Consider the following 13,900-nt stretch of genomic DNA (forward strand, 5'->3'; position numbering starts at 1 on the left):
CCATTTCGCCCCCCAGGCGCCAATGAGACAAGCGTCCAGCGGCGGTTGTCCACGGGTCGCCCCAGGCGGCCTTGTACGTGGGGGAACAGGTATGCAGGCCCACCCGTCGTGGTCGACAACACTGCGCACCCCCGTAGTCATTGAACGTGACTAAACCGTCAAATCAGGTCATAGGGTAACTGCCTCGGCGGCTCATCTCTCACCTCGGCCACATGCGGCACACTTACCCCCAATCGCCGTGATCTTGCTTGGAACAGCTCGAGTTCCTGGCCACCAGGACGCCGCGCCGGCGGCCAAGACAGCTTGCGAGTTTCGCGCGCGCCCCGGATCACGGGCGCACCGCGAACATCTGCAAGATCACGGCGGGGGGATGGGGCGGGTGGGTTTGTAGGCCTCTATGCCCAGCATGTCGGGGATGTCCCAGCGTCCGTCCTCCATGAGGCGGATCAGCACCAGACCCGCCAACAGCGTCGCGGTGACGAGGTCTTCGAGCGGCAGATGATGAGCTCCGAGCCGGCCTCTGACTCCGTGCTTCGACCAGCCGCCGAAGGTCTTCTCCCTAGAGCCGTGGCCGGCCCCCAGCACCACCTGCCCGGGCTGGGTTCGATCCGCGAACGCGCCGCAGAAGCACGGATGCACACCTACCCTCGCCGCGGCTCAGCAGGTCGGTGAGCATCCGGTCCACCCGGCCGGTGTACTCCGCCGCCGGGCCGCTGAGGTAGTCCTCGTACCAGTCGGCGTGCTCGTCGTACGCGGCCGGTGGCGTCATGATCCCCAGCCTGACGGTCGGCGGCACGGCACGTCGAGCACCTTCTCGGAGAGCGGATCCCCGTAGCCGTTGAACGTGATCAAACCGTCAAACCAGGTCATAGAGTGACTGCTGCGGAGTGGCTGCCACATGCAGGTCGGAGGATGCGGTGCTGGAAGGTCTCGACACTGTCGACTGGGCGGATCTGGAACACGCCTACGGCTCGGCCGACGACGTACCCGATCTGCTCCGCGGCGCGGCGTCCGAGGACGACGAGGTCCGCGACGAGGCCATCGACGCGCTGTTCGGCACCATCCATCACCAGGGGACCGTCTACCCGGCCTCCGCCCCGGCGGTGCCCTTCCTTGCCCAGCTGGCCGTGCACGCTCCCCTCCAGCGCGACTACGTTCTCATGCTCCTGTCGGAGATGGCGAACGGCCACGACATCGACGGCGGCGCGAGTATCACGCGCGTGCGCGCCGCGGTCGCCGACGCGATCCCCGGCCTGCTGCCCTTGCTGGACGATCCCGATCGGGACGTGCGCCGTGCTCTCCTGCGCGTGCTGATCACAGTCCCCGAGGCGGTCTTCTCTCACCTGCCGCTGTTGCTCGAGCGGATGGCCGCCGATCCAGACGGCCAGATGCGCGCGGACCTGATGACCACCTTGGCGCGGGTCGACCCCGACCTGGACTCCGCGGAGCGCCGTCACCGTACCGGCCTCGACGATCCGGCACCCGCGGTGCGCATCGCCTCGGCGATCGCCCTGCTGAGCCGCACGGCGCCGCCGTTCCCATCGGACGTGGTGGATGCGCTCGCGGACGCGTACGCCATCGACGGTGACGGCGGGTTCGACATGCCGTGGCCGGGCGAGACGACGGGCGACCCGCTGCTCGGCGATGCCCTGGCAGAGGACCCGGCCGCCGCGCTCGCCGTGGCCTCCCGCCTCGCAGGTCTCGGGGTCAGGACACGAGAGGCCTCATGGCAGGCCTGGGATGTGGTCGAGAAGTGGCGTGGCCAGGAGGCCGGGTGCCTGCCGGTGCTGGTCGCGCATCTGCCGCACGAGACCGACCCGCAATACCTCGACAACACCTTGCTTCGGACGGCCCGGCTCGCCACCAGGATCGACGAGCCGGACGAAGTGACTCTGGAGCGGATCCGTGCCTTCGCCGACGATCACACTGCGGCAGTGCTGCCGGCGCTCGCCCGTTTCCACGATCCGTCCTGCCTGACGCTGGCGGAGCGGGCGCTCGCCATGACCGAACCGCCAGGTCACGCGCTGAAAGCCGTCATGGCCGAGTTCGGCGAACGGGCGTCCGCACTCATGCCCCTTCTGCTGCCGCGGCTACGCGACATCGACGGGCATTCGGTGGGCGGTAACAACCTGCTCATCGCGCTGGTCCAAGGGCTGCCGGGTTTGGGCCAGGCCGCCCTCGCCGCAGTACCCGAGCTGCTCGCGATGCTGCACGAGCGCAAGGCCGAGTTGGCGGTGTGCACGACGCTCGGCGAGCTCGGGCCCCCCGCCGCCCAGGCGGCACCGGCGCTCGCCGAGATCTGCCGGCCGAAGCGTCAACTCCGGCTGTGGCGTCCGCGGACCTCTCCGACCGCGAGCCCAGCACTGCGCTCGCGCGCGGCACTCGCCCATTACCGGATCACCGGTGATCCGGTGATCGCCCTGGAGGTCTTCGGCGACCTGCTGGCCATGGCCAAGCCCCACCACTGGGTGATCGACGACGTCGGGCACCTCGGTCCTAACGGGGCGCCGCTCCTCCCCCACCTCGAGCCCCTGCTCACGGCGGAGACCGGCTGGGTGCGGGTGAGCGCCGCCATCGAGCTCCGGCGGATGGGTGTCACGACGGCGACCGAGGTCATCGCCGCCGAGGTCGACGCCACCCCGTCGGGACTGAAGGCGCTGCGCGGACTCGCCAACCTGGGGTCGGCTCCGGTGTCGCTGGAGCCGACGCTGCGCCGGCTGGCCGAGTCACCGCGCCGCCTCCTCCACGACGGGTCGAACGACGGGACGCCACACGACGACGACGTCCTCGCCGATCTCGCCCGCGACCTGCTCTCCCACCTCGAATGAGCGTGCCTGCCTGACCAGCGGCTCATACGACCGGCCCAGACCACGCCATGGTGCGGCGTGATCCTTCGTCTCATGGCCACTCGGATCACCGCGAGGGTTGCTGGAGAGGCATCACCACGGCGATCTTGAAACCGCCGGACAGGCCGCGAACAACTGCATGATCACGACGGGGAATGGCGCGCGGGTCTCAGCCGGTCGGGAACCGTCAACGGTGTGTTCGGTGGCCCCCTGGACGGCCACCGAACACACCGCTCTCCGAGCCACGGCGTGATCACGGCGCCAGTGAGCGTTTGAGGCTTTCGCCCGCGGACAACCGCAAATCAAGATCACGACGCGGGAGTCTCACCAGCCCGATGGGCCGAATCGCCTTCGATGTCGGCATCTGCACCACCGGGCGGGCTTTCGGTGGTGCGTATGCCGACGCCAAACGCCGCTCTGTCTTCGATTCGCCCTGGCAGCACAGCCGAACCGGGCACACGGCACACGGGCGCACGGGCGCATGCTGCCTCGATGGGGGTCCCGCCGACCCGCGCCACCGCTGTCCATGCCAGCCGAGAGGTCGAGATAACCGGATTCCTGTGGTTCGGGCGATTTCCGATGCCCGGAACTCTTGACGAGTCAACACTTGGAGGCGTAAACACAGTGAAACACAGATGAATCGGCGGTGAAACAACATTGTTCGCGGAGGAGCGGCAGCAGGAGATCCTGCGCCAGGCCAGAGAGGCCGGACGCGTCGACGTCGTCCGCCTGGCAGACGAGCTGTCCGTCACCAGCGAGACGATTCGCCGGGACCTGACGACGCTCGAGCGAGCCGGCGTGATCCGGCGGGTGCACGGCGGCGCGATCCCGGTCGAGCGGCTCGGCTTCGAGCCGGCGCTCGCCGCACGGGACGCGGTGATGACCCAGGAGAAGGAGCGCATAGCCAAGGCCGCGCTGGCCGAGCTGCCAGAGGACGGCGCGATCATCATTGACGCGGGATCCACGACCGAGCGGCTGGCCAACCTGCTGCCGATGGAGCGCGAACTGACCGTGGTGGTCAACGCCCCGCCGCTCGCGGTCTCGCTGGCGACCCGCCCGAACCTCACGGTCATCATGCTGGGCGGCAGGGTCCGCCCGCGCACGCTGGCGACCGTCGACGACTGGAACCTGCAGATGCTGTCCCAGATCCACGTCGACGTCGCGTTCATGGGCGCCAACGGGCTGTCCGTCGAATGCGGCTTCACCACTCCGGACCCGGCGGAGGCCTCGGTGAAGCGGGCGATGATCGCCTCCGCTCGCCGCGCCGTGGTGCTGGCCGACCACACCAAGGTCGGCAACGACTACTTCGCCCGGTTCGCCACGGTGGGCGACATCGACACGCTCGTCACCGACACCGGCCTGCACTCCGACCTGGTCGACGACTTCGAGCAGATCGGCCTGAGGGTGGTCAGCGCGTGATCCTCACCGTGACGCTCAACCCCAGCCTCGATCGGACGATCGAGGTCGACCGGCTCGTCCCCGGTGCCATGATCCGTGCGAGGTCGGCCCGGCTCGACCCGGGCGGCAAGGGGGTCAACGTCTCGCGGGCGCTGCTCGCGGGCGGCATCGCGACCCGGGCCGTCATCACGGTCGGCGGTTCCGACGGCGACCAGCTGGTCCGGCTGCTCGAAGCCGACGAGATACCGCTCCACGCCGTCGAGGTCGGTGGACGCACCCGGTCGAACGTGACCATCGTCGAGCCCGACGGGGTGGTCACCAAGCTCAACGAGCCCGGTGGACCGCTCTCCCGTACGGAGCTGGACCGGATCGCCGAGGTGGTGCTCGCCGAGGCCGAGACCGCCTCATGGGTGGTGGCCTGCGGCAGCCTGCCGCCCGGTGTGCCCAGCGGCTTCTACGCGGAACTGTGCAAGTCCTGCGCCGACGCCGGAGTGCACGTGGCCATCGACAGCAGCGGCCCGCCCCTGCTGGAGGCGGTCGAGGCCCGGCCCACCCTGATCAAGCCCAATCGGGAGGAGCTGGCCGAGGCCGTCGGACGGCCGATCGAGTCCGTGGCGGACGCCATCGAGGCGGCCGAGGAGCTCCGCGACCAGGGCGCTCAGACGGTGCTGGCCAGCCTGGGCGCGTCAGGCGCCGTCCTCGTCGGCCCGGACGGGGTCGTCACCGGCGAAGCCCATGTCGCCGCGCCGAAGAACACCGTGGGCGCGGGCGACGCGCTGCTGGCCGGATTCCTCCGGGCCGGAGCGCGAGGCGTCACCGCCCTCGCGGAGGGGCTGGCGTGGGGCGCCGCCGCCGTACGCATGCCCGACAGCCGGATGCCGCTCCCTCGGGACATCCGGCGCGACGACGTTCAGATCCACCACCGGCCGGACCCCCGCCGGCCGCTGCTCACCTGACCGGCAGCCCACCCCGCCCACCGATCGACCCAACCCCCTCAGCCAGGACCGCCAGGAGGTCGCTCATGGCAACCACTTACACTCCGCAGCCCACCGGCAGCGGGCTCAAGGCCAATGTCCAGCGCATGGGCGCCCACCTCGCCGGGATGGTGATGCCCAACATCGGGGCATTCATCGCGTGGGGCCTCATCACCGCCCTGTTCATCCCGACCGGCTGGCTCCCGAACAAAGAGCTCGCCGAGCTCGTCGACCCGATGGTCAAGGTGCTGCTCCCCGTACTGATCGGCTACACGGGCGGGCGGATGGTGCACGGCCAGCGTGGCGCCGTGGTCGGCGCCGTCGCCACGATGGGCGTGGTCGTCGGGTCCGAAGTGCCGATGTTCCTCGGCGCCATGATCATCGGACCGCTCGCCGCGTATCTGATGAAGCTGTTCGACGGCCTCATTGAGGACCGGGTGCGCCCCGGCTTCGAGATGCTCGTGGACAACTTCTCGGCCGGCATCCTCGGCATGCTGATGGCCGTGGCCGGGATGAAGGCCATCGGCCCGGTGGTACGGACCTTCACCGACGCCGCGGGCAACGGCGTCGACTGGCTGATCGATCACGACATCATGCCGCTCGCGTCGGTCCTCATCGAGCCGGCCAAGGTGCTGTTCCTCAACAACGCCATCAACCACGGCGTGCTCAGCCCGCTGGGCGTTCAGCAGGCGGCCGAGGCCGGTAAGTCGATCATGTTCATGCTGGAGACCAACCCCGGGCCGGGCCTGGGCGTGCTCCTCGCGTACCTGTTCTTCGGCCCCCGGCGGCTCCGGGCGACCGCCCCGGCGGCGATCATCATCCAGTTCTTCGGCGGCATCCACGAGATCTACTTCCCGTACATCCTGATGAAGCCGCGGATGATCCTGGCCGCCATCGCCGGAGGCGCCACCGGTATCGCGATCTTCCTGGCCACCGGCGCCGGCCTGGTCGCCCCACCGGCACCGGGCAGCATCTTCGCCTACATCGCGCAGACCCCCAAGGACAGCTGGTTCGGCGTGTACGCCGGGGTGCTGGCCTCCGCGGCCGTGTCGTTCGGCGTCGGGTCGGCGCTGCTCGGGTTCGGCAAACTCGCCGAGGACCGTACGGTCGAAGACACCGGCGACGACGCCCCCGAGGGCGAGAACGAGGCCGGCGACCGTCCGGCGCGCGAGAGCGAGACCTCCACCAAGACCCTCACCGAGACCCCCGTCGAGACCCCGGCCGAGAAGACCGGGGCCCGGTCCGGCGATCGCGCAAAGGCCGCCGGGCCCCCGGCCGAGTCCGCCGGTCCGGCCTGAACCGCAAATCCGTGTCTCCCAAGGAGTGATCACAGATGGCCGTCATCAACGGCAAGGACATCCACAAGCTGATCGTCGCCTGCGACGCCGGGATGGGCAGCAGCGTCATGCTGGCCTCCCAGCTCCGCAAGGAGCTGAAGAAGTTCCCGGTCGAGGTGAGCCACACACCGGTCGCCTCGATCCCGGCGGACGCCGACGTCGTGGTCACCCACACCGAGCTTGCGGCCCGTGCCCGGCAGGCGGCGCCCGGGATTCCTGTCGTGCCCTTCGAGGTCTTCCTCGGCGACCCGGCGGTCAAGCGGCTCGTGACCATCATCAAAGAGGGCGGCGACCTCGATGTCTGACGGGCTGACCGGCCTGCTGGACCCCAGGGCCGTCCGCCTCGACGCGGTGGCCGCCGACCGTGACGACGCGATTCGGCAGTGCGGGCAAGCGCTCGTCGACATCGGCGCCGTACAGGCTCCGTACGTCGACACCATGCTCGCCCGCGAGCGGTCGGTGCCGACCTACCTGGGCGAGGGCGTCGCCATCCCGCACGGCACCACGGCGGGCAAGGACTCCGTCGTACGCGACGCCCTCGCCGTACTCCGCTTCCCCGGCGGAGTGGACTGGAACGGCGAGACGGTCTCGGTCTGCATCGCCATCGCCGCCCGCGGCGACGGTCATGTCGCGGTGCTCGCCGAACTCGCGGAGGTCCTGCTGGATCCCGAACGGGCCCGCGCGCTGCGCGAGGCCACGACCAACGAGGAGATCTTCAGTCTCCTCCAACCCACGGAAGGTGCCCCGGCATCATGAAGGTCGCTCGTTTCTACGCTCCTGGTGACATCCGGCTCGAGGACGCCCCCGAGCCGAGTCCCGCCCCGGGCGAACTGAAGATCCGGGTCCGCAACTGCTCCACGTGCGGCACCGACGTGAAGATCTCCCGGTTCGGCCACCACCACATCGTCCCACCGCGCGTCATGGGGCACGAGGTGGCCGGCGAGATCGTGGACGTCGGCGAGGGCGTCACGGGCTGGGCGTCCGGCGACCCGGTACAGGTGATCGCCGCGATTCCGTGCGGGACGTGCCGCGACTGCACCCGGGGCCGCATGACCGTCTGCGCGTTCCAGGAGTCGATCGGCTACCACTACGACGGCGGCTTCGCCGAGTACATGATCGTCCCTGCGAAGGTCCTCGCCGTGGACGGCGTCAACCGGATCCCCGCCGGGGTGTCGTTCGCCGAGGCGTCGGTGGCCGAGCCGCTCGCCTGCGTCCTGAACGGCCAGGAGCTGGCCCGGGTCGGGGACGGCGACGACGTGATGGTCATCGGGTCGGGGCCGATCGGCTGCCTGCACGTGCGCATGGCACGGGCGAACGGTGCCCGGCGGGTGTTCCTCGCCGACCTCAACCGGGCCCGTCTCGACCAGGCCGCGGCCCTGGTCAAGCCGGACGCCGTGATCTGCTCCGCCGAGACCGACATCGTGCAGGCGGCACTCGACCTGACCGACGGGCACGGCCCGGACGTGGTCATCACGGCGGCGGCGGCCGCGGCCGCACAGGAGCAGGCCATCCGGATGGCGGCCCGGCAGGGCCGGATCAGCTTCTTCGGCGGGCTGCCGAAGGACAACCCGATCATCGCCTGCGACTCGAACCTGGTGCACTACCGCGAGCTCACCATCGTCGGCGCCAACGGTTCCACCCCGGCCCACAACACCCGGGCCCTGGAGCTCATCGCCACCGGGCAGGTGCCGGTCGACGACCTCATCACCCACCGGCGGCCGCTCGGCTCCGTCCTCGACGCGATCGACATCGTCGCCCGCGGTGACGCGGTGAAGGTCACCGTCGAGCCCTAGACCCCCGATCCGCCGATCCTCCGCTCCCATGGAACGATCCGCCGCTCCCCTGGAAGGACGCTCATGCCCGAACGGAAAGTCGTCGTCGGCTCGTCCGGCGGCCTGCACGCACGTCCCGCGAACCTCTTCGTCCAGGCCGCGGCACGGCAGCCGGCCGCGGTGCTCATCGCGGTCGGGGACAAGAAACCGGTGCCCGCCAAGAGCATCCTGTCCGTGCTGTCGCTCGGCGCGGTCAAAGGCACCGAGGTCACCCTGAGCGCCGAGGGAGAGCACGCCGAGGAATCGCTCACGGCACTGGCCGAGCTGCTCGCCCAGGATCTCGACGCCGAGACGCCGGAGGGGAGTGATGTCTGAGGTCCTGCGCGGCATCGGGGTCGGCCCCGGGCTGACCGCGGGCCCCATCCTGCGCATGGCGCCGCCGCTCGAGCTCCCGCCACCGCGTACGCTCGCCGACGCCGAGATCGAGCCCGAGGTCGACCTGGCCGTCCGCGCGCTGGCGTCCGTACAGCGGGATCTGCGGGAACGGGCGGACGCGACCGCCGACGCCACCACCGCCGACATCCTCCACGCGCAGGTGGCGCTCGCGGCCGACCCCGTGCTCGAGGACGACGTGATCGAGCGGATCCGGAGCGGTACGGACGCCCCGCACGCCATCCGGGAGGCGTTCGACGAGCACCGCGCGGCGCTGGAGGCCATCGGCGGCCTCTTCGCCGAACGGATCGGCGACCTCGACGACCTCGCCGGGCGGGCGCTCGCCGTCGCGCTGGGCCGCCCGGCGCCCGGCGTTCCGGCCCCGGGCCATCGGTTCATCCTGGTCGCCGACGACCTGGCTCCGGCCGACACCGCCGGCCTGGATCCCGCGACCGTACTGGCGCTCGTCACCGAGCGCGGCGGGCCCACCAGCCACACCGCGATCATCGCCAGGTCAGTCGGCATACCCGCCGTGGTGGGCTGCCGCGGAATCCTGGGCAGGCCCGATGACGACCTCGCGACGGTGAACGGCACGACCGGCGAGGTGCACGTCGGGGTCGGCCAGGACGACGTCGCCGAGATCCTGGCACAGGTCGCGAAGCGTCAGGACGCCGGCGGTGGGCGGGGCCCCGGGCGTACCGCCGACGGGCGGCCGGTGGACCTGCTGGTCAATATCGGCTCGGCGGCCGACCTCGCCGGGGTCGAGCCGGTGGAGGTGTCGGGGGTCGCCGGAGTGGGGCTCTTCCGCACTGAGTTCCTGTTCCTCGACCGGGAGAAGGAGCCCACGTTCGACGAACAGGTGCTCGCCTACGCCGAGGTGTTCCGCGCCGCCGGATCGCTCCCCGTCGTCGTACGGACGCTCGACGCCGGCGCCGACAAGCCGCTGCCCTTCCTGGGCCTGCCCGAAGAACCCAATCCCGCTCTCGGCATGCGCGGCCTGCGCGTCGCGCGGGTCCGGCCGCAGACGCTCGACGTGCAGCTCGCGGCGATCGCCGAGGCGGCCGCGCAGACCGATGCGCGGGTCGAGGTCATGGCGCCCATGGTGGCCACGGCCGCAGAGGCGGCCGACTTCGTCGAACGGGCGCGCGGACACGGGCTCGGCCAGGTCGGCGTGATGGTCGAGGTGCCCGCCGCCGCATTGCACGCCGACCGGCTGCTCGAGTACGCCGACTTCCTCAGCATCGGCACCAACGACCTCGCGCAGTACACGCTCGCGGTGGACCGGCAGAACGGAGACCTGCCGGACCTGCTCGATCCCTGGCAGCCGGCTCTGCTCCAGCTCATCGGGCGGTGCGCGGACGCCGGTCGCGTCAGGGGCAAGCCGGTGAGCGTGTGCGGCGAGGCGGCCGGCGACCCGCTGCTCGCCCCCGTGCTGGTCGGGCTGGGCATCGGCAAACTGTCCATGGCGCAGCGCGGTGTGGCCGCGGTGCGCGCCACTCTCGCCGAACATGACATGGCGGCCTGCGGGCGCATGGCCGACGCCGCCCTGGACACCGGCGACGCCGCCGCCGCGCGCACGGCCGCCCTCGCCGCCGGCTGATCGGCCGTGCGCTTCAGCGGACCAGGCTGTGGCAGGCGATCGCGGCCGCCGCCACCACGTTGAGCGAGTCCACCCCGAGCGCCATCGCGTCGGAGCTCATGGGGATGCACACGGCCTCGTCGGCCTCGCGCAGCCAGCGCGAGGAGAGCCCGTCGCCCTCGGACCCGAGCAGCAGGGCGGCACGGTCACCCATCGGCGCCTTATCTATAGGTGTCGCGGACTGGTCCGGGGTGAGGGCGAGCAGCCGGAAGCCCGCGGCGCGAAGCTCGGCGAGCCCGCCGTGCCAGTCGGTCATGCGCGCGTAAGGGACCGCGAAGACCGCGCCCATCGAGACCTTGACGGCCCTGCGGTACAGCGGGTCCGCGCACCGGGGCGAGAGGATCACGGCCTGCACGCCGAGTGCCGCGCCGCATCTGAAGATCGCGCCGACGTTCCCGTGGTCGACCAGATCCTCGAGCACGAGAACCCGCCGGGCGTGCCTCACCACGTCGGCGACGGCCGGCAGCGGCAGCCTGCCCATCGCCGCGAGGGCGCCGCGGTGCACCGGGTAGCCGGTCACCGCCTCGGCCGTCGCGTCGTCGACCACGTACACGGGCGCGTCGACCCGATCCAGGACATCCGACAGCGACGAGAGCCAACGCTCCGCCATGAGGAACGACCTGACGGGATGACCGGTCTCGACGGCACGGCGGATGACCTTCTCACCCTCGGCGATGAACAGCCCGTGCTCGGCCTCCAGGCTCTTGCGCAACTGCACGTCCCGCAGGTGCACGAAGTCGGCGAGTCGCGGGTCGGCCGGATCGGCCAGCGGGAGGAGATGAGCCATTCCCCCAGTCTGCAGCGTGCCCAGAGCCGGCGCGCAACGTGTTCACGCAGTTGTCCCCTGCGACACCCACATAGATCACCGATCATCAGGCCCGGGTGGGGAACAATCGGGCCATGCGGCCGGCAGGCCGACCGCCCTGCGCCGCCCGACGTCCTGCCATGGGCGGGCCCCACGGGCGCCCAGGCAACTCAGGGCGGCGGCGAATCGTCTGACTTGAGGAGAAGTACGCCGGGACGGGCGAAACCGTCCACGGACGAACGGGGAGTTCGTGGCAGAGCCGATCACAGCCGGTCCGAGCGGGGAGCCGGGGGCGTCGCGGCGGAGGGGCGACCGCCTGCGTTCGGTCCTGGCCTGGACGGTCGTGGGCTCCTGGGGGGTGTGGGCCACGGCCAGGCTCGCCGGCCTGGACGGGCTGCCGGCCGCCGGAGCGCCGATGGTGGCGCTTCTCTCGTTCACTCCGTACGTCACCGCCGTCGCGCCCATCCCGATCATCTGTGCGGTGGCGCTGCGCCGGTGGTGGGCGGCCTCGGTCGCGGTGGTCGTCGCCGCGGGCCTGGTCGTGGCCGTCGTGCCCCGTGCGTTCGGCTCCGGCCAGCCGGCCGCGACCGGCCCGGCCCTGCGGATGCTGTCGTCCAACCTGCAGTTCGGCCAGGGCGACGCGGCGACACTCGTCGAACTGGTGCGGCGCACCGGCACGGACGTGCTCAGCGTCCAGGAACTCACGCCGGCCGCGGTGCGGCGGCTGGAACGGGCCGGGCTGAAGCGGCTGCTGCCCCACAGGGTGCTGGACGACCGTGACGGCACCACCGGCATCGGGATCTACTCCCGTCACCCGCTGCGCGCCCTTCCACCCGTGGCCGGCACCACGTACACGATGCCCCGGGCGGAACTCACACTACCCGGCGGGGTCACGGCCGAGGTGACCGCCGTCCATCCGCTCCCGCCCCTGTCCGGCGCCATGGCACGGAAATGGAACCACGACCTGGCGGCGCTGCCCGCCGCCGACCGCGACGGGCCGGCGAAGGTGGTCGCCGGCGACTTCAACGCCACGCTCGACCACGCGCGGTTCCGATCGATTCTCGACCGCGGATACGCCGACGCCGCCGACCGGGTGGGCAAAGGTCTGGTCCCGACATGGGGCACCGAACGACGTGAGCCCGCCCTCACCATCGACCACGTACTCGTGAGCCGTCAGGTCGCCGTTCGGCGGGTCGAGGTCTTCTCCGTGCCAGGCAGCGACCACCGCGCTCTCTTCGCGGATCTGCGACTTCCTGGTTCGTGACCTGCCATATCGAGTATTTCGGCGCCTTTGTAACGGATCGCCGGTGGGGCTACAGTGCCCAGGAAACGTGAAACAGATTCGGGTGAAAGAGGACGGTCGTGAGCGGAAGTCATCGGAATGATCCTCCAGGCGACATGCCTGGCGACGGTGGCTACGACCCCGCCGCGCCCTACGTCTTCGGCCCGGAGAGTTCGCCGGGCGGCCCCGGCGGCAGCGGCCGAACGGACTGGTTCCATCCGCGTCGCAGTCCCGCTTCGGAAGGCCCGGGCGGCCCCGGTTCGGGTTCAGCAGGTCCGGGTTCGAGCGGTCCGGGCTCAGGCGCCCCGGGCGAGCCCGGGCAGGAGATGCCAGGAGCGGAAAGCTGGCCGGCACCGCCGGTTCCGAGCCCCGAGCCGCCCTATGGCGCGGGCGGGTTCTCCGGCGCGTCCGATCCAGGCGGCTACGGCAGCGGAGGCTTCTCCGGCGCGTCCGACCCTGGCGGCTACGGCAGCGGAGGCTTCTCCGGCGCGTCCGATCCAGGCGGCTACGGCAGCGGAGGCTTCTCCGGCGCGTCCGGCGCGTCCGACCCGGGCGGCTACGGCGCGGGAATGCGCGACCGCGGATCGTCCGCCGAAGGCAACCGTTCCCAGGGCTACGGCGCCGGCGCTGCCGGTGGCGGATACGAGAGCAGCGGATACGAGAGCAGCGCGGCCGGTGGCGGATACGGCGATGACCGGTACGGCAGTTCCACGCCCGGCACCGGCGCCTTCGGCGGGGCCGGGGGGGTCGGCGGCGCGGCCGGCGCGGCTGGTTCGAGCCGTTACGGCAACAGTGGTTACGGCGACAGCGGCTACGGCGGCGGTTACAGCGGCGGCGGTTCGGACCGTTACGGCGGTTCTGGCCCCACCGGGGGTTCGCGCGAAGAACTTGGCAGCGGGCCGGGCCAGGCCGACGGCCGAGGCGGCGGTGGCCGGGGCCGCGGCGGCAGGGGCCGGTCCGGTGGCGCCGGCGGTGGCGGGTCGCGCAAGAACCGCAGCCTCACGGCGCTCGTCGGCCCGCTCGCCGGCGCCGTCGGGCTCGCCATCCTGCTCGGCGTCGGCGTGTACGCGTTCGCCGAGGGCGGCGGATGCGGCGGCAATGACACGGTGACGCTCAACGTCTCCGCGGCTCCGGACATCGCCCCGGCGGTCAACGCCAACGTGGCGCGCTTCAACGACGAGAACCGGAAGACCGACGGGCACTGCGTCCAGGCCGTGGTGAAGTCCGTCGAGCCGGCCGCCGTGACGACCCTGCTGTCGGGTCAGGGTGTCTCGGCCAGTGCCACCCAGCCCCCGGACGTCTGGATACCGGACTCGTCGCTGTGGACGTCCCTCGTCCGCGGGTCGTCCAAGGGCCGCGAGGCCGTCCAGGTCACGAGGACGAGCGTCGCGCAGTCGCCGGTCGTCGTCGGGATG

General features: G+C 71.3%; 13 protein-coding genes and 1 pseudogene. 11 read left to right on the forward strand and 3 right to left on the reverse strand.

Annotated features, from left to right (window positions below):
* Positions 1-357: 357 nt before the first annotated feature.
* Together HKK72_RS40130 and HKK72_RS40135 are read right to left on the reverse strand one after the other, a co-directional pair.
* A complete protein-coding gene (locus HKK72_RS40130) occupies positions 358-588 on the reverse strand; it encodes a hypothetical protein (protein ID WP_222721218.1) in 231 nt (76 codons plus the stop codon).
* Positions 560-769 (reverse strand): hypothetical protein, encoded by a 210-nt coding sequence (locus HKK72_RS40135; protein WP_222721219.1) that lies wholly within the window; start codon positions 767-769, stop codon positions 560-562. The genes HKK72_RS40130 and HKK72_RS40135 overlap by 29 nt, the downstream gene beginning before the upstream one ends.
* A gap of 148 nt (positions 770-917) precedes the next feature.
* Between HKK72_RS40135 and HKK72_RS27950 the strand changes: the two genes are divergently transcribed.
* The 9 genes from HKK72_RS27950 to ptsP all read left to right on the forward strand — a co-directional run bounded on the left by HKK72_RS27950 (position 918) and on the right by ptsP (position 10,359).
* Positions 918-2,828 (forward strand): HEAT repeat domain-containing protein, encoded by a 1,911-nt coding sequence (locus HKK72_RS27950; RefSeq protein ID WP_187237422.1) that lies wholly within the window; start codon positions 918-920, stop codon positions 2,826-2,828.
* 675 nt (positions 2,829-3,503) lie between these two features.
* Positions 3,504-4,265 (forward strand): DeoR/GlpR family DNA-binding transcription regulator, encoded by a 762-nt coding sequence (locus tag HKK72_RS27955; RefSeq protein ID WP_187237423.1) that lies wholly within the window; start codon positions 3,504-3,506, stop codon positions 4,263-4,265.
* Positions 4,262-5,200: a 1-phosphofructokinase gene (pfkB, locus tag HKK72_RS27960; RefSeq protein ID WP_187237424.1), complete on the forward strand. Its 939-nt coding sequence runs from the start codon at positions 4,262-4,264 to the stop codon at positions 5,198-5,200. Before HKK72_RS27955 ends, pfkB begins: the two co-directional genes overlap by 4 nt.
* Positions 5,201-5,265: 65 nt before the next feature.
* Positions 5,266-6,516, forward strand: a complete 1,251-nt coding sequence (gene mtlA, locus HKK72_RS27965) for a PTS mannitol transporter subunit IICB (RefSeq protein WP_187237425.1) — start codon at positions 5,266-5,268, stop codon at positions 6,514-6,516.
* Positions 6,517-6,551: 35 nt separating this feature from the next.
* Positions 6,552-6,860, forward strand: a complete 309-nt coding sequence (locus HKK72_RS27970) for a PTS lactose transporter subunit IIB (protein ID WP_187237426.1) — start codon at positions 6,552-6,554, stop codon at positions 6,858-6,860.
* The gene (locus HKK72_RS27975; protein WP_187237427.1) at positions 6,853-7,311 is read left to right on the forward strand and encodes a PTS sugar transporter subunit IIA; all 459 of its coding nucleotides are present in this window, start codon (positions 6,853-6,855) and stop codon (positions 7,309-7,311) included. Before HKK72_RS27970 ends, HKK72_RS27975 begins: the two co-directional genes overlap by 8 nt.
* Complete coding sequence (locus HKK72_RS27980; RefSeq protein ID WP_187237428.1) at positions 7,308-8,348, forward strand: zinc-dependent dehydrogenase; 1,041 nt, start codon at positions 7,308-7,310, stop codon at positions 8,346-8,348. Before HKK72_RS27975 ends, HKK72_RS27980 begins: the two co-directional genes overlap by 4 nt.
* 63 nt (positions 8,349-8,411) lie before the next feature.
* Positions 8,412-8,702, forward strand: a complete 291-nt coding sequence (locus tag HKK72_RS27985) for an HPr family phosphocarrier protein (protein WP_187237429.1) — start codon at positions 8,412-8,414, stop codon at positions 8,700-8,702.
* Positions 8,695-10,359 carry a phosphoenolpyruvate--protein phosphotransferase gene (gene ptsP, locus HKK72_RS27990; RefSeq protein WP_187237430.1) on the forward strand — a complete coding sequence of 555 codons (1,665 nt, stop codon included), beginning with the start codon at positions 8,695-8,697 and terminating at the stop codon, positions 10,357-10,359. Before HKK72_RS27985 ends, ptsP begins: the two co-directional genes overlap by 8 nt.
* A 13-nt stretch (positions 10,360-10,372) precedes the next feature.
* Here the strand turns inward: ptsP and HKK72_RS27995 are convergent, their stop codons facing one another.
* Entirely contained in the window at positions 10,373-11,185 is an 813-nt protein-coding gene (locus tag HKK72_RS27995; protein WP_187237431.1) for a TrmH family RNA methyltransferase, read from the reverse strand.
* Between the two features lie 268 nt (positions 11,186-11,453).
* On the opposite strand from HKK72_RS27995, the gene HKK72_RS28000 reads away from it, so the two are divergent.
* Both HKK72_RS28000 and HKK72_RS28005 read left to right on the forward strand, forming a co-directional pair.
* Complete coding sequence (locus HKK72_RS28000; protein ID WP_187237432.1) at positions 11,454-12,467, forward strand: endonuclease/exonuclease/phosphatase family protein; 1,014 nt, start codon at positions 11,454-11,456, stop codon at positions 12,465-12,467.
* 344 nt (positions 12,468-12,811) lie between these two features.
* A pseudogene (locus HKK72_RS28005) lies at positions 12,812-13,900 on the forward strand (substrate-binding domain-containing protein); the annotation flags it as partial.

Source organism: Actinomadura sp. HBU206391 (assembly GCF_014323665.1).
Taxonomy (GTDB): Bacteria; Actinomycetota; Actinomycetes; order Streptosporangiales; family Streptosporangiaceae; genus Actinomadura_C.

Bases quoted from the DNA above. Each gene is read 5' to 3' on its own strand.
- ptsP (WP_187237430.1), top strand. From the start codon at position 8,695: ATGTCTGAGGTCCTGCGCGGCATCGGGGTCGGCCCCGGGCTGACCGCG.
- HKK72_RS27970 (WP_187237426.1), top strand. From the start codon at position 6,552: ATGGCCGTCATCAACGGCAAGGACATCCACAAGCTGATCGTCGCCTGC.
- HKK72_RS27980 (WP_187237428.1), top strand. From the start codon at position 7,308: ATGAAGGTCGCTCGTTTCTACGCTCCTGGTGACATCCGGCTCGAGGAC.
- HKK72_RS40135 (WP_222721219.1), bottom strand. From the start codon at position 769: ATGACGCCACCGGCCGCGTACGACGAGCACGCCGACTGGTACGAGGAC.
- mtlA (WP_187237425.1), top strand. From the start codon at position 5,266: ATGGCAACCACTTACACTCCGCAGCCCACCGGCAGCGGGCTCAAGGCC.
- HKK72_RS27985 (WP_187237429.1), top strand. From the start codon at position 8,412: ATGCCCGAACGGAAAGTCGTCGTCGGCTCGTCCGGCGGCCTGCACGCA.
- HKK72_RS27975 (WP_187237427.1), top strand. From the start codon at position 6,853: ATGTCTGACGGGCTGACCGGCCTGCTGGACCCCAGGGCCGTCCGCCTC.
- HKK72_RS27995 (WP_187237431.1), bottom strand. From the start codon at position 11,185: ATGGCTCATCTCCTCCCGCTGGCCGATCCGGCCGACCCGCGACTCGCC.